Raw genomic sequence first — 18,404 nt, 5'->3', positions numbered from 1 at the left:
CGGCCGTCTCTCTGAATAGGTCCTACTGTCGTTGTTCGTCCGACAGCGACGGCTTTGGCCGGAAAACTACGATGACTGATTCAGACAGCGACGAGCATGGCGAATCGCGCGGCATCCAGATAGGTGGCATCCACATCGGTCCCATAGAGTACCGGTTTCTCAAACTAGTCGTCTATGCTATCATCGGACTATTCCTCTGGCCGTATCTCCTTTTGCTTTACGTCTACATCGCTATCCGTCGATTCAACAAGGGCGTCGTCAAGGTCTCACAAAAAGCGTCGGAGACGCTACGTAAGGAATACGAAGCTGGCTACGAGGAGGGGAGTTCTGAGGACTGATTCACGCTTGGAGGGTCGAAGACTGTACGGAGGTCCCCGTACTCGATGCTGAGGCTTCGTTTCTATCTAACTGAATCGTTTCTATCGAGTGCTGTGAGGACTGCGTGAGAAGACGACTGATGAAGACCTACGGCAAATCTTTGCCAGAGGTACTGACCTGCGTGTTCGGCGGCGATTAGGCTATGTCTCTTCCCTTATTATCGCTGTGTCGTTCTTGCAGAAGGCGGGCTGCAAGTTCACCATCAATCTCACCGTTCATTAGTAGCTCACCTATTTCCTCGTCGCTGTAATCACTGATGTCTCGCGTTTCATCGAGGACAAGTCTCGTTTCAACGTTGAACTCTACGTCTACCTCGACGCGATTTTCTGATTCCTTTCGGGCTAATTTTTCCTCCGCGTTTGTGACTGCTTCCACTAGGTAGTCTTTGAAATCAAGGTTCTGTTCTTTCAGAGCGAGATATGTGAATTCGAGTGTAGCGATAATTCCCCGATGGAAGTCTCGGTCATCGGGCAAGTCCTCGAACACGCTTCTCCGGTCGCGTTCTTCTAACTCATCAATGAGTAGTCTGAAATCCAGATAGGCGCTGTAGAGCCGTTTTCGGATTCGGGACCGGGCAACTCGTTCTGCGGAGCTTTTCGGCGCGATTCCAGCACCGCTCCCGAGGTAGTTGCGGTCTTTGGTGCTGAGGATGCCGCGTTCTCGTTCGCCGTCAGATGCCATACGATATTCTATTACGGTGAGTCTAATGAAGCTACTGGAATGGCAAATACCGAACAAACCGTATCGTATTCTATTACGTCGTAATACTTATTGCATACGCCATCATAGAGGTAGATGAGTCGCGCAGAGAATCGCGGCTCAAGACGAGAGAGCGAAGACGAGACGACGGCTAGCGACGAGCTTGATGATACACTGCGAGATTACAGAGAGGCATCTCCAGCTTTCGCTCTCCGTCGAACCAAGGAGAAAATCATGGCAACAAAAACCACCGCAGCCGAGAACCGAACCGACGTACAGAGAGCGGAGACCGAAGAAGACGTCATTCGCATTAACGACTTTTTCAATCTTCAACAGATTATTCAGGAGCTCCACTCGTTCACCTTCCGAGATAACCTTATCCGAGCGTTCGAACGCGACGACCGCGAACTCTACTACACGGAGGCGGGCGGAGAAATCACAGCCGGACTGATGGTCTGGTGCGAGTCTCGAATCCTAGAGGAAGACGAAGCTCAAATTCGACTCACGGCAACTCACCCTGAGCACCGAGAACAGGGTCTCGCCCATACTCTCGTTTCGACGGCTATCGAATTCGCTCGACAGCACGAGAAAGAGATGATGAAGGCCGAGACTGATGCAAACAGTCCAGCGGTCGCTTTCTGGGAGGCCTGCGGCTTCAAACAGACCTCCTTTCGCGAGACGAAGAACGGTCGCAAGATGGTGATGATGGTTAGAGAACTATAGATAGTTCTCGACCAACACGCTCCGCCCGAAGAACACACAACCCCTATTATTCCAACTATGACCCAAAGCAAAGAAGGCGCTGAAGAGAGCAACGACATCCAATTGAAAACGGTAAGCTCAGAGGACGAGCACGCTCGCCTGTGTGAATTCTTTGAGATTCATCGGAACATTGGCGAACTAGAGACACCATGGATGACCCCCGACATCGAGGCACCCATAGAACGAACAGATGGAGATTTTCTCTATACTGAAGAGAACGGTGTTATCAGTTCAGGTGCCCTGATTCAGTACGAAAGCTCTAACCTCAACTCAGATGAAGCTCGCATTCTCCTCTTCGCAGTCCATCTCATCTATTCGTCTTCAGAATCGACAGACAGAATCTTAGAAGAGGTCGGGGCAGCTGCTCGTTCAGAGGGGAACGCAAGGATGACTGCTGTATCGCCAAATGACGAGGATGCGAAAGAATTCTGGCGTCGTAATGGATTCTCTTCTCACCAGAAAGGGTCAGACGCAGTAATCATGATTACGGGGGTGTGAATTATGAGTAAATCCAGTGCCAGCCAGCCTTCAACGGGCACGGCCACTAAATCCACCTCGGGGTTTCGAACTCCCAGTGAGTTGGAACCCCACCCTGCGAACCAGCGAATATACGGAGAAATCGACTTAACTAGTGACTTCATCAAGAGCATCCATTTAGAGGGGATACTCTATCCGGTCATCATCACCGGCAATGGCCGACTTATTGATGGGCACCGGCGGATTCTTGCAGCCAAGTACCTCGGTTTTGACGAGGTCCCTGTTCAGGTCAAATCGTTCTCTGATTCGCTTCTGGAGCGGAGAGCGATTCTTCACCACAATAAGCAGCGTCAGAAGACCTTCTCTCAGATGGTTAAGGAAGGAAGAGAGCTTGAGGAGGTAGAGAAAAAGCTCGCTAAGAAAAGACAGGGGACGCGTACGGACCTCGGCCAAGCCCTTCAGAATGAGAAATCTGGTCGAACCAGAGATATCGTAGCCGAGGCTATCGGAATTGGGTCCGGTGAAACCTACAGGGTCGCTAAAAATATCCTGGACAAAGCAGAGGACGGACACAAGAAGGCCAAATTAGAGGTTGAGGAGCTAGATAGGGGCAATCAGAGTATCCACGGGGCGGATAGAGCCATCGAGAATTACGAGAAAAAGATAGAGAATGAAGACCAAGTCACTTGGAAAGAGATTGAACAGCTAGATTCCCATCTTCTCACATATACTGACCGTGTGAATCGGTTCTTCATCAACCTCAGTAGCGGCGTGAAAGAGAACGGACCATGGTACTCCGTTATCAGGTCTGCTCAGAATCATATGAAGGACAGTGATGACTTTGGTTCGAGCTACCGGGCGTGCACAGACCAGTTCGGCAAGAGTGGTCTTAGGTACGTCTTCTTATATCTGCTCGAAAAACATGGGCACGTCTCTCTGGAGGGGGACATTTCGGAATCGGACTCCCCTGATGCTGAATCGCTCACCAACCGAAAACCGTCCTCTGGGTTACTCTCCGAGATGCTTCACGAGGAGGAGATGACGCTGAACGAAGTGGCGATGAGATTCGGTGTCAACCGTCATCTAATACTATTCTGGATGTGGGAAGAGGACACTCCTGCAAAGAAAAAGCACCTGCACCATTCGAAAACAGGGAAGCTTGACAGTCTTAGACAGAGTCAGTCATAATAGGCTCTCTGTCGCCTTGGATTAACTCCCTTTACTTGGGTCGTACTGAGATTCTGTCTTTACTGTCGCCATTATCCACAGTCCGCCTATTATAGTAGAACAGTAGCTAGTTCTAGACTATTCTATACCAAGCTTCGTCCGCATCTCAGGGTCGATAAGATTCTCTAACCCATCGAGGTAGTAGTACGTCCTGGATGAGTTTGGTTCGTCGACTCTGATTACCGTGCCGTTCTCCTCATACCGATTTCGAGCCCTTCGCGCTGCACTCACACCTCTATCGAACGACTCGTGTTCAACTATCTCCGTCGTCCGAGCGATGCCAAGGTCGAGGAGAGCGTAATAGTAGTTCTTGCGTGTGATATGGCTTGCTGCGGGCCGTTCATCGTATGGGAGCTTTGGGGATGGGGGCTGATAGTAGTCGTCGTGGATTGCGAAGTCGAGTGTAAGTGTCTGATATAGCTCTCCAGCTTCAGTCCATTTTCGAGGGCCGTTCACGTCCGCTGTTGGATGTTCCCGACAAGCTCGGTCCATCAACTCTTTTACGAGCATTCGGTCTCCTTGCATCCACCAACCAAGATACGCTACTAGAGATGCTTCTGCTCGCGACCGGTCATCGAATTCGGCATCTCGATATCTCCCTTCCCAAAGCGCCTCGATTTTCTCGCCCTTGGCGCTCTGCATCATTTTCCTCAAACGGTCCTCGACAACAAAATCTGTCTCGACCTCCTCATCGCTCATCCAATCCGGTACCATAGATTCTGTTGACCGGGATTCTGTTGGTTCTTCTAAGCAGGCGTTGAGGTCCTCAATGCTAATAGTCGCTATCGGTAGGTCGTAGAGAATTTCATATCGCCCTTCGCCTGCCCGTGAACAGTCGTGAGTCTCTTTCGTACACTGCTTGAGCTCAGTACCAGGTCCGACGACGTACTGATTGTATGCACGTATCTCACCCCATGATTCTGTAGAGTTGGGGACCGGCTCCTCTATCTGGTAGTAGAGATGTTTTCCGTTATGTGCGCTTTCGACGGTGAGGGTCTTCGGGAGTGAGTCGAGAGCATCGGGGACCTCAGTTCCGTCTCGGTAGTCATCGATATCAAGGAACACCAATCCGCTTCCAGCATAGACCCCGTAACAGTCGTCGACGTCATCCGGTGGAAGGAGGGTGTGACTGATTGGTGTTTTCTTCCCCGGTTGAAGCTGGATAAACCGGCAGGTATCGATACCGGCTTCTTCAAGCCGTCTACGGACTATCTTGACGAGTTGATTGGTGTATTCGGTCGGTGCGTTCTTATTGGAGGATAGCGACGGGCTATTCGTTGAGGGCATAGTTAGTCGGGTGGAGTGTAATTCTACTCGTAAAGCGGTCCCACAATCGGCGGGCCAGCAGAGGTAGGATGCTTCTGGCCCAACTCACTCCTCGGAGCATCTACGAGTCCTCAGATTCGAGCGACTTGGCTGCTCGACGCAGATACTCGCTCCAAGATTCTCCATCTTGCTTCGTTCGCTTTGCGGCGTCTCTATCTTCGGGATAGACGTTGATTGTGGTATAGTCGTACGTCACGACCGGCCGAAGAGAGTGGAGTATGTAACTGTTATGCTGGAATCAGGTGGTGAGCCGGAGACGTACGGCAAAAATTTGCCAGAGGTGTTCGGAGCGCACAGGCTGGTGTACCTCAGACGGGTCTCAGAGACGTTTAGTGGTGGTCTCTGTCGATTCCCCCTCTTATACTATATTGGGTATTGGAACTCAACAACGATTTGCCGTAGGTCCTATTCAGGGTTCAGTACTTTCGTCACGAAGGACGGTCCTTCGTAGGCTTCAAGAATTCTCTCGGGGTCATCTAGGTCAGGAGTCGTCGGCTGGCTCAACTCCCATCGAATCCAGTCCTCAAAACCCTCCTCGATGCTTTCGACCACGTCGCCATCCTCAATGATACCGAGGTCGTGTAGCTCGTCGGCGTGGTACATCTGAAAGAGAATCCGCATTAGCTATTCCTCGTCCTCTGCCAGCGGAACGGCGTTGATGTAGTGATTGTTGAATGCCTCTCTCAGTCGCTCCTCATCATCCAAATCGTATGCTCCCTTCACCGTCGCTTCAAGCTCGCCGGTCGGGTCCTCGATTATCTCGCCGTCAGCAATCTTCCCGAGGACATCCCAGCCGTCTCGGTCCTCGCTGAGTCCAAGAAAGAGCAATGCCACGTCGAATCACCGTATTCAGTAATCGCTCTGTTCCATCATAAGACTCCCGAGCAGCGGACTGATTCAGCCTCTCTTGGTCTGAGACGGTGTGGAGGTCCACGCTGAGAGGACGGAGAACGCGACCACCATCAATCGTATATCAGTCATCATCGAGAACAACAACCCGTTCTCTGGAGCAATCACGCACACCAGGGGACACCCATCGATTGATAGAGAAAATCTCGGTACTCCACGGTCCAAGCCAGCGTAGGACTGAGTGTTACCTATCGGGAGCAGGGAGCCGTTTGAGGATAACCGAGAATCAATCTATTCTATTCGCTCAGAAATGTGTGAGCAGTCGAGAAACAATGACCAGCGTACAGTCTTCGAGATTTAGATTCGGGTGTCGAGCCCGGAGTCTTGGACCCAGTCTCGATATGCGTCATCGTTCAGGTCCTCAACGACTCGCAAGGATTCTTTGCTATCGTAGTTCGCCATGACGTAGCCGTTCGAGTAGGACGAAGCAATGTATCGGAGGAGTTCGCGGCCATCGGTGTACTCGCTGATGATTGGGTCGCGCTCGTCCTGAATCCGGTCTCGAAGGGATTCAGCCGTCGGGGTCTCTCCTATTACCTCGCCCTCAATGGTGACTCGGGCGACCTCCTCAGGGTCCTCCCACGGGTTTCTGTAAATGATGACTTCGACCATACTTCTGCCCTCTACAATCCGATTTCCTTGACGCAGTTCAGGTACTCCTCTTTCGCATCATCCCGGTCGATGCGAGTATAGATGTCCATCGTCTCGGTCTTGGCGTCACCACGGATGTATTTCAGAATGTACGGCTTCATCCCCTGCTTCCGCATCAGGGTCGTGAAGACCGTTCGGAACGTGTGAGGTGTGAACTTCTTCTCGAATCGTCGTTCCTCCTTGGGGGCGACGCCAGCGCGGTCGGCGGCGGCTTTCACCTCTCGTCGAATTCGTTCTTTACTGAGACGCCCTCCCAGGTTGCTCGTGAAGAGATACGGGGAATCAGAATCGACGTTGATGAACTGGTAGCGTTTGATTGCGTAGATTGTTTCGTCGTCAATGGGTACGACAGTCTGACCTCCGCCTTTTCGTTCTCGGAGTCGGATGAACCCCTTCTCTAAGTCTACGTCGTCCTCCTCGATTGAGAGAGCTTCGAGGAGACGAGCCCCCGTTTTCGCTAAGATGATGGCTACAGTTTTGTCTCGCGGGTCTGGAATGGCGTGAATGAGTTTACAGGCATTCTCCCACGTCGCGCAGTCGGGCCGGTCAGGACGAATTCGAGATATCTCTTCCATCACGACTGCTGCGGGATTACTCGTGATAGACTCGAACTCGTCCCGTTTTAGCATATAATTGTAGAAGCTGGAGAGGACTTCGAGATACTTCTTTTTCGAGTTCTGCGAGACACCTCGTTCGTCTAAGGCGATTACGTAGTTCTCGACGTGCCCTGTCCTGATTTCGTCGGGATTCAGGTCTGGGAATTGGTCGTGATAGAACTCACGGAGAACCCGGCCTCGAACTCGTCCCGTTTTAGCATATAATTGTAGAAGCTGGAGAGGACTTCGAGATACTTCTTTTTCGAGTTCTGCGAGACACCTCGTTCGTCTAAGGCGATTACGTAGTTCTCGACGTGCCCTGTCCTGATTTCGTCGGGATTCAGGTCTGGGAATTGGTCGTGATAGAACTCACGGAGAACCCGGCTGTACGAGTTGAGTGTTCTCGGACTGCGGTCTGTTGCCTTCTTCCGGGTGATGAAGTAGTTTACCTCGTCGTGCTTATTCTCATATATTTTTGAGGAACCGGGTTCAGCACCCATGCTAGTTCTCCTCCTTGAGCCGCCATCCGTGGCCGCGTTGATATTCTACTCGGCCCTTTTCTGCGAGAGAGTACAATCGATTCTCGATTTGGCCTTGAAGATGGTTGGCGACATCATCGCTGGCTGAGATTCGTTCGATGAGTTCGTCCAGCGATTGATATTGTTCGTTCAGAATTCGGGTAACGAGGTCATCGATACTGAGATGGGTTCGACCGCCACCACCCTGCCGAGCGTCCTCGAGTTGGGTTTGGAGGTCGTCGATTTTGTTTTGGAGTTGCTTCACCGTCTGGTCCTGTGTCTGGATGAAGGGTGCGCCGCTGTCTCGGTACATCCTGGCTTCTTGGATGAGTTCGTAGAGGTAACCGCTGAGGCTAGACCCTTCGTGTTCGGCTTCTTCCCACCATTCCTCTTTGTGCTGTTTCGCGGGGAAGAGTTCGGCTCTCGTCGTGTTTTCGTGGAGTGTTTGGAAGCTCTGTTCGTCGTCAGAGCTGGCTAGAGATGCTTCTGTCATACGAAAATCGCCAAATAATCATTTGGCTGTTAGGTTAATGAGATTACCGGTAGAAGCGCGGTCTATGTCCCGATTTCGTGGGAAAACAGACTTTCGGACTGGTTCGTTTCAGTCGTCGTTATGGCGCTGCCAGCGAGCTTCCTGAACGAGTTCGACCAGATAGCGGCTCAGACTTATTCCTTGTTTGTCGGCTTCTTGCTGCCATTGGCCTTTGTGCTGGCGGTGACAGTAGATATCGACGCTGGTCATTCCCTCTCCTAATCCCTTGTTGTCGTCCATCGGTCTACGGGGCGCTAATGGTGCATCAGTCATCGAGAATCGCCATATAATGGGATGGCTGTCAGGATATTATCAATACCGACTGTAGAACTGCTATCCTTCGCTACAAGCGCCACACCCACCGGCACCTGTCGGTTCATTCGGCTGCCCTCTCCTCTCGTCGAGTTCTGAAACGAGAGCTTCGTATAGGAGGTCAGAATCCTTTTGACCGAATCGTTTTGGCTGTCTATTTGCGTTCTCAACTGACTCTGCAATATCTTCCATTCCTTGCTGTTCGAGGATGGTAACCAGTTCTATCGGATTCTCGCCAAACCATACAGACTCATCGGGGTTCCCAATGACGATGTTCTTGATTCGTTTCTTTGCTATCTCAGAGTTGTCCTCCTCGATATCTCGAATGAGATGTGACGAGTGCAGGAGGTCACGCATATATTCGTTCTTGAAGTCATCATCCAATCGAGAGCTATTGAGCGCGTCTTTCAAGCTCAACTTCTCCTCGACGACCAAGATGCCTGAACAGATATACTCGTATCCACCGTTCATGTTCGACTTCATCGGTGTGAAGAAGACTCGGTCGCTTTGTTCCAACTCTGCTCTTGGACGTGGACCACAAACTGCCCAAACCGGGACAGTCTTCCCACCGTCTTGGTTCGACCAAAAGTCAGGGTCTGGAATTGCGCCTTTGTCTTCTAAAAACGAGCTCGTCGGGTTTGCATCATACCGCCTAATATAACTATACACATCTTTCAGATAAAGTGACAAGTCCCTAAAAGTTCTTCCCTAAAATCGATGTCAAATAAGGCAGATATTCTATTGACAAGTGAACATCGGAGAGCCTATTGAGGATGTGTCACCAGATGAGATTATGGTTAAAACTCGGGAATGTACCCTTTACCGTTGTAAGAATTGTCAAATAGTAATCGGTCAGAAGGCTAGCAGGGTGACGAGTCCCAACGGGAAATGCCCTGTCTGTGAGAAGAGTAGATGGGAGCAGGTTGTCGTAGCTTAGGCAGAGCAACAAGAGGTTTCCAAACTCACCTACAGAGCGAGAGTTTGGCCTATGCATTCTTCAAGACTATCGAGAAACTCTGAGTCATAGTCTTCATCGACGTGGTTCACATTCCACAGACCAGACTCACGGATTTTCTGGCTTCGACTATAGTGGCCGAGCCAATCATCTGAGCGTGGGTCAACAGCCTCTCGCTGGTAGTTACTGAGGAGCGCAATCATATTCCGCTCGATGTAGGCCCGTTGGCTCTCGGCGCTTGGTTCGTCGTCCACGTTTAGCCAGAGGAACGGCAGGTCCCCGATATAGTCACTTACTCGCCGTTCCATCTCAAGCTCGTTCAATCGGCGTTCTCGCTTTGCACTCGAACCCTCGCCCCAATGTGGATATTCCTCGTGCAGGTTGTTGCGTTCAAGAAATGCTTCACCAATTCGCTTTCTGAATACAGAGCCTCGATGATTCCCTCCACCTTCGTATGTCCCGCTCAATGCTCCTCTATGAGTTCGAAGTCGATTCCAGAGCGAAGTGCTGCTTCCTTCGGAGACAGCATGAGTTCCGATACGAGTTACGCGAAGCTGGTCGCCGGACTCTCGATATTCGTCCGGCGCGAAGAAGATGTAGACGCCCCGGTCGGGCCAGTCCATGTAACCAGTGCAATCCTCGAGTTTCTGTTTCCCGCCGACAGTCTCCTCTAACTCAGCCATTAGCTGGTAAAACCGATTCACTTGGTCCGTCCTTGCCATATTCTTATTTATGCATCATCGAACACTCGCAAATAGTGTTTTCACCAACTTAGCAAATGCTGGGGACGTTTCCAAATAACGTGTGGAGGACAGTACCCCACGGGATTTGTGCCAACCCTTGAATGCTAAACCCAATGATGAGAAAAAAGATGCCCCAGATACCATCGGTAACCTCTACTGTTTCTGAACCAAAATCAAAAAGTGCAAGGTCCTTTCCGGAGCTACGCAGTTGTCCTCTTGAGGCGTGGATTGCTTGGAACCCGAGAAAAACACCGCCGAACAAGTCGAATATTAGGCCATAAACTTGGGTATTGAGAGTAAACTGAGTAGCAAACAGCGTTCCAGCACCCAGCAAAACACACAGTCCAAGGACAGTATAGCTTCTAAATGAATTTGAGATGGCTGCAGCTGATGCATCAATATCTCCACTAGATACTTCTCCATCACCCAATCCATTACTTTCGACAATAGAGAGAGTATTTATTAGGAAAATATTGAGTGGCTTTGCCATATCAATTAAATGTAGAACGACCAATGATAGCGTGATTGGGAGAATCACAAACGCAATTAAAGAAGTGCCCAAGCCCAGTTCACAAGCATCGGTGATATTGGCTTGAAGAAAGAATATGAATCCAATCACCGACAGAATAGAGATGACTACACCCTTTCCTCGCCGGGAAATCACCCTACCGAGTTTCCTACGCCATCCCGTTTTGATAGAGGGTAGCTCCACCTCTCCTTCATCGTTGTAGTAAGCCCGACCCTGGTCGGTGATTCGAAATTCTCCATGTCCTAAGTACTCGACCAAGCCAAGGTCATGAAGAATCCAGAGCCTTTGACTAATATCTATTGTCGAAAGTTCGACATTCTGCGCGTCATCCGAGACATCTCTCAAGACCTGTCTTTTGTTTGCGTCACTCTCATATGTAGATTGAATACTATCACTCGTTCCAGAACCACCCCCTAAATTGAGAATTCCTAACACAACGTCATCTGAAGGCCGCATACAATCGCTGCGTTCAGCAGGCATTATTCAAGATAGTAATATCTCAACAGATGTGTTTACTGTTTTGAATTTAGGATGCCTTTTCTGGGCTAACTACTGAAGAGACTACTTGTTCCGGTCCTACCTCCAGTAACCGTCGTGAGGAAGCCATGGGCTCGTGAAGAAATCTCCGAGAGAACTGGGATATCTCCTTCCTCAGCTATATCGCTGAGGTCGATGTTCTTCCGAAGTTCCGCCTCGCCCTTTGTAAGCGAGATTGTTTCGTCGGAATTGTTCTTCGCGATGGTGACTTTGACGTTGTTGTACGAGACACCGTCTATCATCTCGAATGCTGTCTCCGATTGGTTATACCAGGCTTCGAGTTCGTCGACAACGAGGTTCATATCGTCTCCACCCTCTGGCCGGAATTCGATTGCCTGCTTCATCTCTTCCTGGTCGAAGACCGTGTCAAAGTCAGAATGAAGCTGGTCCGGAGACCCGTCTTTCTCTAACCGGAGACGAACCGTCCTATCAGCCTCTCGCATCTTCGGGAAGATGTCCTCTGTTCTGACTGGGTCTATCTTTACGTTGACTTCGTCGGAGTAGTTCTCTCGAATCCACCGACGGAGGGTGATGTGGAAGGGTTCTTTTGCACCATAGCGCCGCGAGCGTTCCAACAGAAGATACGCTTCCTTGGCGTTCCCCGAAGGAGTGTACGTCATAAAGTAGAGCGGCTTTTCTTCGGCGTCATCGATGTCTCGACCCCGTTCCCGCCGTTCGCCGCTCTGTCTGTCAACGAGGTTCCGTACGACTCCGTAATTTCCGAGATAGAGGTTCCCTTCGACCACTTGCTCGGATGACTCCCAGTCTGTACTGAGCGCGAGGGTTACGTTTGAGAGACGCTCGACTTCTTCTCCGAGGTCAGCGAGGTTCGTTTCGTAGTACTGGCAGAACGCTCGAAACAGGTCTGTGAATGTCTCGACGTCAGAGACTGCAGGGGCCTCACTAGACGTCCCAAGTTGACTTTGTACGGTGGTATCGTATTGTTGAAGGTCAGTTAAGTCCCAGAGGTCGTCCTCACTGGCTTTCCCATTCGGATGAATCTGTACTTTGTACGGAATGAGCTTTGTCGCGGCCATCTTTGTTCAGTCTCCGGTGTGTTTCGGTGGGAGACAAGTGATGTTACGTAGACATTCGTATAAAACATAACGGTGGCGAGGTGAAAGTGAAAAGAGAACCAAGAGAAAGACGGAAAGTGCCGCTATGTGCCATTCTGACGATTTTGGAAGTTCGAGAGATTATCTAAGTTCCGGGAGGTGTCCCAGGAACGAAGTCTTGTACGCGCCCCTCCTCTATGCTGCGACTGAAGAACGCACTCATCTTCTCTCGTAGAGTCTCCTTTCGAGAATCGACCCGAAGGCCGTATGCTTTCGTTTCTCCGACTTCAAGGTCTCGCCAACTCTCCGGCTTTGGCTCGTTGAGCGGTACGAGGAGACTCCCGGTCGTATCAACCTCGCCTTCGATTATCAGCTCACCCCGGATGATGCCCGCGTCCTCCTCAATGAGGTCCATTTCGAGGACGACAATCGAGTCTTTGAACCCCTCGTCGTCTTCTCGTTCTTCGAGCATCAGTTCTTTTGCGCGTTCCTTGTCCATCGTCAGATGTTACAGTGAATCGGGGATAGGTCCTTGTCGTTCGGGTTGTAGCGGGGACGGTTCCCTGTAAACGTCTCGTCTGTCAGCGTCAGGCCTCCCATCTTCGCTACGGTGAAGAGACGCCAGAACGGGACTCGCCGCGAATTGCTCCCTCCTGCGATTTGGTAGCCTCGAAGCGACTCCTTGCCCTTCTTGCTTCGGCCGTGGCAGTAGGGTTCGACTTTTCGGTGATGTCCGTCATAGGTGAATTCGATTGCTTTCTGCTCCTGAATCGCTTTACAGATGATATTGCTCATGATGAGTGTAGCCTTCACTTTGTGACCGACCGTCATGAAAGTCCTCCAACCGGAGTGAAAGTGGTCTCGAAGTTAGCGAATCGGATTACGGATTAGAGATTTACATCAAGGCTCCGTTGGTGAGAGTATGTCCCATCGAAATCGCTCTGTGTGGCGCGAGTGCCCTGAGTGCGGTGAAAAGCAGAAAGTGAAGGCAGGGCAGTGGGCTACCTGCCGAAGTTGTGACGAGAGCTTCCACGCATAATCTCCGCTCATTCCATTCCACAAGATAGGGCGCATCTCGATTGGTATCCCTGCGCAGTCTATCGGTTTGAGTGGGAACCAGCTTTTTGTATAAATAGTTTCGTAAGTCGGTAATAGTTACTGGTTCGAGTGCGTGTTCGTCCAAAAAGCGCGCAAATCGGATTACTTCGTTTGGGAAGCGAGTTCTGTTGCGAGCAGTCGTGGAGCGTTCCACAACATAGGGCGCATCTCAAGGGTATCCCTTCGCTGTCTATCGGTTTGAGTTTGAATCGAGATTCCTTCTATAAATAGTCTCGCAAGTCGGTAATAGTTACTGGTTCGAGTGCGTGTTCGTCGAAATAGCGAGCAAGTTGGTTTACTCCGTTTAGGAAGTGCGGATGATTGCCTTCAGCCTAAGATGATTCCATTACATAGGGCGCATCTCGGCAATCATCCCTTCGCAGTCTATCGATTCTGTGAAAATCGAAGTTCCTTATACAAATAGTTTTTTGAGTCGGTAATAGTTACTGGTTCGAGTGCCGAGGCCGAACTCTTACCGACCCATAATTACCCCTATTTATCGTATATCTGGGACAGTCACTCGTCGACTCTCTTCGCAATCAAATTCGGCCCCTCGTACGTTTCTAGAATTCCCCCTGCATCATCGAGGCCAGGAGTCGTGTGGTGACTTAGTTCCATGCGTATCCAGTCCTCAAAGCCTTCCTCGATATTTTCGACTACCTCACCGTCTTCGATGATACCCAGGTCGTGTAGCTCGCCAGCGTGATACATCTGAAAGAGAATCCGCATTACTATTCCTCCTCTGCCAGCGGAACGGCGTTGATGTAGTGGTTATTGAATGCCACTCTCAGTCGCTCTTCATCATCCAAATCATACGCTCCCTTCACCGTCGCTTCAAGTTCGCCGGTAGGGTCCTCGATTATCGCGCCATCAACAATCTTCCCGAGGACATCCCAATCGTCTCGGTCCTCGTTGAGTCCTATAAAGAGTAATGCCAAGTGGAATCACCGTACAACGTGTTCGCTCTGTTGCATCATAAGAGTCCCGAGCAACAGACTGTTTCAGTCTCTGTTGGTCAGCAACGGCGTGGAGGTCCAAGCTGAGGGGACAGAGAACTCGTCCACTATCAGTTGAATGTCAATCATCGTCCAGAATAACAAACCATTCTCTTGGAGCATTCACGCACACAGGCGAACACCCACCGCTTGGTAGATGAAACCTCGGTTGTGAACAGTCAAGCCAACATAGAACAGAGTGTGAACTATCGGGGGGAGAGAACTATTCGAGAACGACCAAGATACATTCTATTCGATTCGTTCAGGAATGCGTGTGGTGTCGAGCGATAGTAATCAGCGTACAGTCTGAGGGGGTTCAGAGTTTGGTGTCGAGCCCAGCATCTCGAACCCATTTCCGATATGCTTCATCGTTCAGGTCCTCCACTACTCGCCGGGACTCTTCGCTATCGTAGTTCGCCAGGACATAGCCATTTGAATACGAAGAAGCTAGATAGCGCAGAAGTTCACGACCATCTGTGTATTCACTAATGATAGGGTCTCTTTCATCTTTGATTCGGTCCCTGAGAGACTCCGCGGTAGGCGTCTCACCTGTGACATTGCCTTCGATAGTGACGCGAGCAACCTCTGTACAGTCCTCCAATGGGTTTCTGAAAATGATGATTTCGACCATTTGAATCGATACTATCTATGCGTCATTGCTGGCTTGCATATTTGATGAAACAATCCGTCTGAACAGAAATACTACTAGTGCTCCCTCTATACCTGCCATGTATACCACAACCATTTCACCGAGCTCGCCTCCGAACATCCAGATAAAGTACGGGAGTACGGCAACACTCCCGTATATGATTAGAGTTTCTCCAAACTTGTCTAACAGATTCAAATACGGGACCATTCGCTCTGGAAGTACCGAGTGTAACCCGTTTTTTGAAACTTGGCCGTTTATTTTGTTCAGGGTGCCTACAAATCCTGAAGAGGCTACTTTCGAGCCAATTCTGAGCCTCTTGAACAGGTAGTATGCTCCCACGACGATTGTAATCGGCCAAAGCAATATCGCGGCAGCTACGCCGATCAAAAGAAACCCAACTCGGACAGAAGACACTAATGACCAAGCGAAGAACTCCTCGAACTCCCGAACTATGGACATTCTTATCCTCTAATTATATTGGCGCAAGTTCATCCGGGGAACCCGAATACGGCCACTTTGTGATGACGACTACTCTACGATTATCTGTCAATTTAATATATCTGCCGGGGGCTAGATTATTGGTTGAAAATCATCGTCAGGAGGACAATTCTTCTGGAAAATCAAGATGACAATGATAACTCAGACACAGGCTGTCCGCCGCTACAACCCGATTCCTTTGATGCAGTTCAGGTACTCTTCTTTCGCTTCGTCCCGGTCAACGCGAGTATAGATGTCCATCGTCTCAGTCTTGGCGTCCCCTCTGATGTATTTCAGAATGTACGGCTTCATCCCCTGCTTGCGCATCAGGGTCGTGAAGACGGTTCGGAACGTGTGAGGTGTGAACTTCTTCTCGAACCGCCGTTCTTCCTTGGGGGCGACACCAGCGCGGTCGGCAGCGGCTTTCACCTCTCGTCGAATTCGTTCCTTACTGAGACGTCCACCCAGATTGCTCGTGAAGAGATACGGAGAATCGGAATCGACGTTGATGAACTGATAGCGTTTGATAGCGTAGATTGTCTCGTCGTCAATGGGTACTACAGTCTGACCTCCACCTTTTCGTTCTCGGAGTCGGATGAATCCCTTCTCTAAGTCTACGTCGTCCTCCTCGATTGAGAGAGCTTCGAGGAGACGGGCTCCCGTTTTCGCCAAGATGATGGCTACAGTTTTGTCTCGTGGGTCTGGGATAGCGTGGATGAGTTTACAGGCATTCTCCCACGTCGCACAGTCGGGGCGGTCAGGACGAATTCGAGATATCTCTTCCATCACGACTGCTGCGGGATTACTCGTGATAGACTCGAACTCGTCCCGTTTTAGCATATAATTGTAGAAGCTGGAGAGGACTTCGAGATACTTCTTTTTCGAGTTCTGCGAGACACCTCGTTCGTCTAAGGCGATTACGTAGTTCTCGACGTGCCCTGTCCTGATTTCGTCGGGATTCAGGTCTGGGAATTGGTCGTGATAGAACTCACGGAGAACCCGGCCTCGAACTCGTCCCGTTTTAGCATATAATTGTAGAAGCTGGAGAGGACTTCGAGATACTTCTTTTTCGAGTTCTGCGAGACACCTCGTTCGTCTAAGGCGATTACGTAGTTCTCGACGTGCCCTGTCCTGATTTCGTCGGGATTCAGGTCTGGGAATTGGTCGTGATAGAACTCACGGAGAACCCGGCTGTACGAGTTGAGTGTTCTCGGACTGCGGTCTGTTGCCTTCTTCCGGGTGATGAAGTAGTTGACCTCGTCGTGCTTGTTCTCATAGATTTTCGAGGCACCGGGTTCAGCGCCCATGCTAGTTCTCCTCCTTGAGCCGCCATCCGTGACCGCGTTGATATTCTACTCGCCCGTTCTCTGCCAGAGAGTACAGTCGGTTCTCGATTTGGCCTTGCAGATGATTGGCTACATCGTCGCTGGCAGAGATTCGTTCGATGAGTTCGTCTAATGATTGATACCGTTCGTTCAGAACTCGGGCGACGAGGTCATCGATACTGAGGTGGGTTCGACCACCCCCGCCTTTTGGGCCTGTTCGAGTTGAGATTGGAGGTCGTCGATTTTGTTCTGGAGTTGCTTCACCGTCTGGTCCTGTGTCTGGATGAAAGGTGCGCCGCTGTCCCGGTACATCCGGGCTTCTTGAATCAGGTCGTAGAGGTAGCGGCTGAGGCTGGACCCTTCGTGTTCGGCTTCTTCCCACCATTCTTCTTTGTGCTGTTTCGCGGGGAAGAGTTCGGCTCTCGTCGTATTTTCGTGGAGTGTTTGAAAGCCCCGTTCAGCGCTGGGGCTGCCTATAGACGTCTCTGTCATGCTAGAATCTCCGAATAGTCATTAGGTTGTTGGGTTAATGATATTACCGGTAGAAGCGCTGTCTATGTCCCGATTTCGGGGAAAAAACAAACTTTCGGACTTCGTCGTCTCAGTGGTCGTTGTGGCGCTGCCAGCGAGCTTCCTGAACGAGTTCGACCAGATAGCGACTCAGGCTGATACCTTGTTCGCCGGCTTCTTGCTGCCATTGGCCTTTGTGCTGGCGGTGACAGTAGATATCGACGCTGGTCATTCCCTCGCCTAATCCCTTGTTGTCGTCCATCGGTCTACGGGGCGCTAGTGGTGCATCAGTCATCGAGAATCGCCATATGGGCTGATGGTTGGCACAATATTATCGATACCGCCTATTCAACAATTATCAGTCGTGGGCAACATGACGCCCAACAAGCACAGTCATTTTACTGGATTTGGTTAAGGCCTATACACGTGGAGGATTCCGAGTGCCCTCCAATATCCAATCTACTGTCTTAGGGAGAGATTTTGGATTTATTTCAAACTCAATTTCATCTGGTTCCAAGCCATCTGATTCATTGAAATGACGTGTGATTCTGTCTCCAACTTTCGATATGAAGATATTTGCAGAAGCCTCAGAAATATCCATTTCATCCATCAGCTCTTGTTCAGATACTCGTGGTGAGTCCCGCTCACCTGTTTTATTTGCCACCATTGCTGCAACGACATATAATAGATATTTTGGGTCGCCAGCGACGTCTTTCTGTGGCCTCAGTTCGATTTCACCGTCATCATGGATAACAAACCAGCCCTTTAGTTTCCTCAGCTCCTCATCAAGAATATCTTCCTCTGATTTGAGAAATGCTGTTGGGAATGATTCAGTTTCATCCGCTGAATTGGAGGTCGTATAACTTTCATCAAATTCATCAATTGTGCGTCTTTCCTTCCACCATCTTTGAATAGTAACGAATGCTGCAACAACGGACAATAGGGATGCAGTAAACGTGCTAATCTGAAGTATTGTATTTTGGATTGAACTCGTCGTTGCTTTTGGGACATAAAATCGGATAAGTAACAAAATTATTGTTAGCTCAGCTATAATAATTGTCACACTCAACCATGAAAAGTGCTTACTGAGGAATCTTTTCATCAATGCCTAGTGGTGATATGAGTGATAAGAAAACTATTGGGT

Annotated in this window: 28 protein-coding genes; 4 read left to right on the top strand and 24 right to left on the bottom strand. The window is 50.1% G+C overall.

What is annotated here, in order from left to right:
* Nucleotides 1–71: 71 nt before the first annotated feature.
* The gene (locus ABY42_RS11340; protein WP_050459542.1) at nucleotides 72–338 is read left to right on the top strand and encodes a hypothetical protein; all 267 of its coding nucleotides are present in this window, start codon (nucleotides 72–74) and stop codon (nucleotides 336–338) included.
* A 175-nt stretch (nucleotides 339–513) separates the two neighbouring features.
* On the opposite strand, the gene ABY42_RS11335 is transcribed toward ABY42_RS11340, so the two are convergent.
* Nucleotides 514–1,059: a hypothetical protein gene (locus tag ABY42_RS11335; protein WP_050459541.1), complete on the bottom strand. Its 546-nt coding sequence runs from the start codon at nucleotides 1,057–1,059 to the stop codon at nucleotides 514–516.
* 114 nt (nucleotides 1,060–1,173) lie between these two features.
* On the opposite strand from ABY42_RS11335, the gene ABY42_RS11330 reads away from it, so the two are divergent.
* Genes ABY42_RS11330 through ABY42_RS11325 form a run of 3 tightly spaced genes read left to right on the top strand, consistent with a single transcriptional unit; the run spans nucleotide 1,174 to nucleotide 3,504 of the window.
* A complete protein-coding gene (locus tag ABY42_RS11330; protein WP_050459540.1) occupies nucleotides 1,174–1,800 on the top strand; it encodes a GNAT family N-acetyltransferase in 627 nt (208 codons plus the stop codon).
* Nucleotides 1,801–1,857: 57 nt separating this feature from the next.
* Nucleotides 1,858–2,337: a hypothetical protein gene (locus ABY42_RS19435; protein WP_156224396.1), complete on the top strand. Its 480-nt coding sequence runs from the start codon at nucleotides 1,858–1,860 to the stop codon at nucleotides 2,335–2,337.
* A 3-nt stretch (nucleotides 2,338–2,340) separates the two neighbouring features.
* The gene (locus ABY42_RS11325) at nucleotides 2,341–3,504 is read left to right on the top strand and encodes a ParB/RepB/Spo0J family partition protein (protein WP_050459539.1); all 1,164 of its coding nucleotides are present in this window, start codon (nucleotides 2,341–2,343) and stop codon (nucleotides 3,502–3,504) included.
* Between the two features lie 117 nt (nucleotides 3,505–3,621).
* On the opposite strand, the gene ABY42_RS19060 is transcribed toward ABY42_RS11325, so the two are convergent.
* The 23 genes from ABY42_RS19060 to ABY42_RS19410 form a co-directional block, all read right to left on the bottom strand.
* Nucleotides 3,622–4,830: a bifunctional DNA primase/polymerase gene (locus tag ABY42_RS19060; protein ID WP_082220674.1), complete on the bottom strand. Its 1,209-nt coding sequence runs from the start codon at nucleotides 4,828–4,830 to the stop codon at nucleotides 3,622–3,624.
* Nucleotides 4,831–5,274: 444 nt separating this feature from the next.
* A complete protein-coding gene (locus ABY42_RS11315) occupies nucleotides 5,275–5,472 on the bottom strand; it encodes a hypothetical protein (RefSeq protein WP_231608283.1) in 198 nt (65 codons plus the stop codon).
* 21 nt (nucleotides 5,473–5,493) lie between these two features.
* The gene (locus ABY42_RS11310) at nucleotides 5,494–5,703 is read right to left on the bottom strand and encodes a hypothetical protein (protein ID WP_050459536.1); all 210 of its coding nucleotides are present in this window, start codon (nucleotides 5,701–5,703) and stop codon (nucleotides 5,494–5,496) included.
* 372 nt (nucleotides 5,704–6,075) lie between these two features.
* Nucleotides 6,076–6,390, bottom strand: coding sequence for a hypothetical protein (locus ABY42_RS11305; RefSeq protein ID WP_050459535.1), 315 nt, complete (start codon nucleotides 6,388–6,390; stop codon nucleotides 6,076–6,078).
* Between the two features lie 11 nt (nucleotides 6,391–6,401).
* Nucleotides 6,402–7,058: a site-specific integrase gene (locus ABY42_RS11300; protein WP_231608282.1), complete on the bottom strand. Its 657-nt coding sequence runs from the start codon at nucleotides 7,056–7,058 to the stop codon at nucleotides 6,402–6,404.
* Nucleotides 7,059–7,177: 119 nt separating this feature from the next.
* Nucleotides 7,178–7,525 carry a phage integrase N-terminal SAM-like domain-containing protein gene (locus tag ABY42_RS19055; protein ID WP_082220673.1) on the bottom strand — a complete coding sequence of 116 codons (348 nt, stop codon included), beginning with the start codon at nucleotides 7,523–7,525 and terminating at the stop codon, nucleotides 7,178–7,180.
* Nucleotide 7,526: 1 nt separating this feature from the next.
* On the bottom strand, nucleotides 7,527–8,036 hold the full coding sequence (locus ABY42_RS19050) for a hypothetical protein (RefSeq protein ID WP_082220672.1): 510 nt from the start codon (nucleotides 8,034–8,036) through the stop codon (nucleotides 7,527–7,529).
* A 108-nt stretch (nucleotides 8,037–8,144) separates the two neighbouring features.
* A complete protein-coding gene (locus ABY42_RS19430; protein WP_156224394.1) occupies nucleotides 8,145–8,315 on the bottom strand; it encodes a hypothetical protein in 171 nt (56 codons plus the stop codon).
* Nucleotides 8,316–8,408: 93 nt separating this feature from the next.
* Complete coding sequence (locus ABY42_RS11290; RefSeq protein ID WP_050459532.1) at nucleotides 8,409–8,870, bottom strand: hypothetical protein; 462 nt, start codon at nucleotides 8,868–8,870, stop codon at nucleotides 8,409–8,411.
* A 483-nt stretch (nucleotides 8,871–9,353) separates the two neighbouring features.
* Complete coding sequence (locus ABY42_RS11285; protein ID WP_050459531.1) at nucleotides 9,354–10,064, bottom strand: hypothetical protein; 711 nt, start codon at nucleotides 10,062–10,064, stop codon at nucleotides 9,354–9,356.
* A gap of 49 nt (nucleotides 10,065–10,113) precedes the next feature.
* Nucleotides 10,114–11,094, bottom strand: coding sequence for a hypothetical protein (locus tag ABY42_RS19425; RefSeq protein ID WP_156224392.1), 981 nt, complete (start codon nucleotides 11,092–11,094; stop codon nucleotides 10,114–10,116).
* Between the two features lie 65 nt (nucleotides 11,095–11,159).
* Nucleotides 11,160–12,188: a hypothetical protein gene (locus ABY42_RS11280; protein WP_050459530.1), complete on the bottom strand. Its 1,029-nt coding sequence runs from the start codon at nucleotides 12,186–12,188 to the stop codon at nucleotides 11,160–11,162.
* 163 nt (nucleotides 12,189–12,351) lie between these two features.
* Nucleotides 12,352–12,705: a hypothetical protein gene (locus tag ABY42_RS11275; protein WP_050459529.1), complete on the bottom strand. Its 354-nt coding sequence runs from the start codon at nucleotides 12,703–12,705 to the stop codon at nucleotides 12,352–12,354.
* Between the two features lie 2 nt (nucleotides 12,706–12,707).
* Nucleotides 12,708–13,037: a WYL domain-containing protein gene (locus ABY42_RS11270; RefSeq protein WP_050459528.1), complete on the bottom strand. Its 330-nt coding sequence runs from the start codon at nucleotides 13,035–13,037 to the stop codon at nucleotides 12,708–12,710.
* 783 nt (nucleotides 13,038–13,820) lie between these two features.
* Nucleotides 13,821–14,033 (bottom strand): hypothetical protein, encoded by a 213-nt coding sequence (locus tag ABY42_RS11265; RefSeq protein WP_050459527.1) that lies wholly within the window; start codon nucleotides 14,031–14,033, stop codon nucleotides 13,821–13,823.
* Nucleotides 14,034–14,035: 2 nt separating this feature from the next.
* Complete coding sequence (locus tag ABY42_RS19045) at nucleotides 14,036–14,242, bottom strand: hypothetical protein (RefSeq protein ID WP_082220671.1); 207 nt, start codon at nucleotides 14,240–14,242, stop codon at nucleotides 14,036–14,038.
* Nucleotides 14,243–14,615: 373 nt separating this feature from the next.
* Nucleotides 14,616–14,930 carry a hypothetical protein gene (locus ABY42_RS19040; RefSeq protein WP_082220670.1) on the bottom strand — a complete coding sequence of 105 codons (315 nt, stop codon included), beginning with the start codon at nucleotides 14,928–14,930 and terminating at the stop codon, nucleotides 14,616–14,618.
* 15 nt (nucleotides 14,931–14,945) lie between these two features.
* Entirely contained in the window at nucleotides 14,946–15,407 is a 462-nt protein-coding gene (locus ABY42_RS19420; RefSeq protein WP_156224390.1) for a hypothetical protein, read from the bottom strand.
* A 201-nt stretch (nucleotides 15,408–15,608) separates the two neighbouring features.
* Entirely contained in the window at nucleotides 15,609–16,265 is a 657-nt protein-coding gene (locus ABY42_RS11260; protein ID WP_231608281.1) for a site-specific integrase, read from the bottom strand.
* Nucleotides 16,266–16,384: 119 nt separating this feature from the next.
* Complete coding sequence (locus ABY42_RS19035; protein ID WP_082220669.1) at nucleotides 16,385–16,732, bottom strand: phage integrase N-terminal SAM-like domain-containing protein; 348 nt, start codon at nucleotides 16,730–16,732, stop codon at nucleotides 16,385–16,387.
* 168 nt (nucleotides 16,733–16,900) lie between these two features.
* Nucleotides 16,901–17,242: a hypothetical protein gene (locus ABY42_RS11255; RefSeq protein ID WP_231608280.1), complete on the bottom strand. Its 342-nt coding sequence runs from the start codon at nucleotides 17,240–17,242 to the stop codon at nucleotides 16,901–16,903.
* A gap of 109 nt (nucleotides 17,243–17,351) precedes the next feature.
* Complete coding sequence (locus ABY42_RS19415; protein ID WP_156224388.1) at nucleotides 17,352–17,522, bottom strand: hypothetical protein; 171 nt, start codon at nucleotides 17,520–17,522, stop codon at nucleotides 17,352–17,354.
* Between the two features lie 156 nt (nucleotides 17,523–17,678).
* Complete coding sequence (locus ABY42_RS19410) at nucleotides 17,679–18,362, bottom strand: hypothetical protein (protein ID WP_156224386.1); 684 nt, start codon at nucleotides 18,360–18,362, stop codon at nucleotides 17,679–17,681.
* Nucleotides 18,363–18,404: the final 42 nt, after the last annotated feature.

This window comes from Haloferax gibbonsii (assembly GCF_001190965.1).
GTDB lineage: Archaea > Halobacteriota > Halobacteria > Halobacteriales > Haloferacaceae > Haloferax > Haloferax gibbonsii.
The sequence above is the reverse complement of the archived record's forward strand: the minus strand, read 5'-3'. Positions and strand labels throughout refer to the sequence as shown.

What these genes read in the sequence shown, in the direction of transcription:
- ABY42_RS11340 (WP_050459542.1), top strand. Translation starts at nt 72, where the DNA reads ATGACTGATTCAGACAGCGACGAGCATGGCGAATCGCGCGGCATCCAG.
- ABY42_RS11335 (WP_050459541.1), bottom strand. Translation starts at nt 1,059, where the DNA reads ATGGCATCTGACGGCGAACGAGAACGCGGCATCCTCAGCACCAAAGAC.
- ABY42_RS11330 (WP_050459540.1), top strand. Translation starts at nt 1,174, where the DNA reads ATGAGTCGCGCAGAGAATCGCGGCTCAAGACGAGAGAGCGAAGACGAG.
- ABY42_RS19435 (WP_156224396.1), top strand. Translation starts at nt 1,858, where the DNA reads ATGACCCAAAGCAAAGAAGGCGCTGAAGAGAGCAACGACATCCAATTG.
- ABY42_RS11325 (WP_050459539.1), top strand. Translation starts at nt 2,341, where the DNA reads ATGAGTAAATCCAGTGCCAGCCAGCCTTCAACGGGCACGGCCACTAAA.
- ABY42_RS19060 (WP_082220674.1), bottom strand. Translation starts at nt 4,830, where the DNA reads ATGCCCTCAACGAATAGCCCGTCGCTATCCTCCAATAAGAACGCACCG.
- ABY42_RS11315 (WP_231608283.1), bottom strand. Translation starts at nt 5,472, where the DNA reads ATGTACCACGCCGACGAGCTACACGACCTCGGTATCATTGAGGATGGC.
- ABY42_RS11305 (WP_050459535.1), bottom strand. Translation starts at nt 6,390, where the DNA reads ATGGTCGAAGTCATCATTTACAGAAACCCGTGGGAGGACCCTGAGGAG.
- ABY42_RS11300 (WP_231608282.1), bottom strand. Translation starts at nt 7,058, where the DNA reads ATGCTAAAACGGGACGAGTTCGAGTCTATCACGAGTAATCCCGCAGCA.
- ABY42_RS19055 (WP_082220673.1), bottom strand. Translation starts at nt 7,525, where the DNA reads ATGGGTGCTGAACCCGGTTCCTCAAAAATATATGAGAATAAGCACGAC.
- ABY42_RS19050 (WP_082220672.1), bottom strand. Translation starts at nt 8,036, where the DNA reads ATGACAGAAGCATCTCTAGCCAGCTCTGACGACGAACAGAGCTTCCAA.
- ABY42_RS19430 (WP_156224394.1), bottom strand. Translation starts at nt 8,315, where the DNA reads ATGGACGACAACAAGGGATTAGGAGAGGGAATGACCAGCGTCGATATC.
- ABY42_RS11290 (WP_050459532.1), bottom strand. Translation starts at nt 8,870, where the DNA reads ATGAAGTCGAACATGAACGGTGGATACGAGTATATCTGTTCAGGCATC.
- ABY42_RS11285 (WP_050459531.1), bottom strand. Translation starts at nt 10,064, where the DNA reads ATGGCAAGGACGGACCAAGTGAATCGGTTTTACCAGCTAATGGCTGAG.
- ABY42_RS19425 (WP_156224392.1), bottom strand. Translation starts at nt 11,094, where the DNA reads ATGCCTGCTGAACGCAGCGATTGTATGCGGCCTTCAGATGACGTTGTG.
- ABY42_RS11280 (WP_050459530.1), bottom strand. Translation starts at nt 12,188, where the DNA reads ATGGCCGCGACAAAGCTCATTCCGTACAAAGTACAGATTCATCCGAAT.
- ABY42_RS11275 (WP_050459529.1), bottom strand. Translation starts at nt 12,705, where the DNA reads ATGGACAAGGAACGCGCAAAAGAACTGATGCTCGAAGAACGAGAAGAC.
- ABY42_RS11270 (WP_050459528.1), bottom strand. Translation starts at nt 13,037, where the DNA reads ATGACGGTCGGTCACAAAGTGAAGGCTACACTCATCATGAGCAATATC.
- ABY42_RS11265 (WP_050459527.1), bottom strand. Translation starts at nt 14,033, where the DNA reads ATGCGGATTCTCTTTCAGATGTATCACGCTGGCGAGCTACACGACCTG.
- ABY42_RS19040 (WP_082220670.1), bottom strand. Translation starts at nt 14,930, where the DNA reads ATGGTCGAAATCATCATTTTCAGAAACCCATTGGAGGACTGTACAGAG.
- ABY42_RS19420 (WP_156224390.1), bottom strand. Translation starts at nt 15,407, where the DNA reads ATGTCCATAGTTCGGGAGTTCGAGGAGTTCTTCGCTTGGTCATTAGTG.
- ABY42_RS11260 (WP_231608281.1), bottom strand. Translation starts at nt 16,265, where the DNA reads ATGCTAAAACGGGACGAGTTCGAGTCTATCACGAGTAATCCCGCAGCA.
- ABY42_RS19035 (WP_082220669.1), bottom strand. Translation starts at nt 16,732, where the DNA reads ATGGGCGCTGAACCCGGTGCCTCGAAAATCTATGAGAACAAGCACGAC.
- ABY42_RS11255 (WP_231608280.1), bottom strand. Translation starts at nt 17,242, where the DNA reads ATGACAGAGACGTCTATAGGCAGCCCCAGCGCTGAACGGGGCTTTCAA.
- ABY42_RS19415 (WP_156224388.1), bottom strand. Translation starts at nt 17,522, where the DNA reads ATGGACGACAACAAGGGATTAGGCGAGGGAATGACCAGCGTCGATATC.
- ABY42_RS19410 (WP_156224386.1), bottom strand. Translation starts at nt 18,362, where the DNA reads ATGAAAAGATTCCTCAGTAAGCACTTTTCATGGTTGAGTGTGACAATT.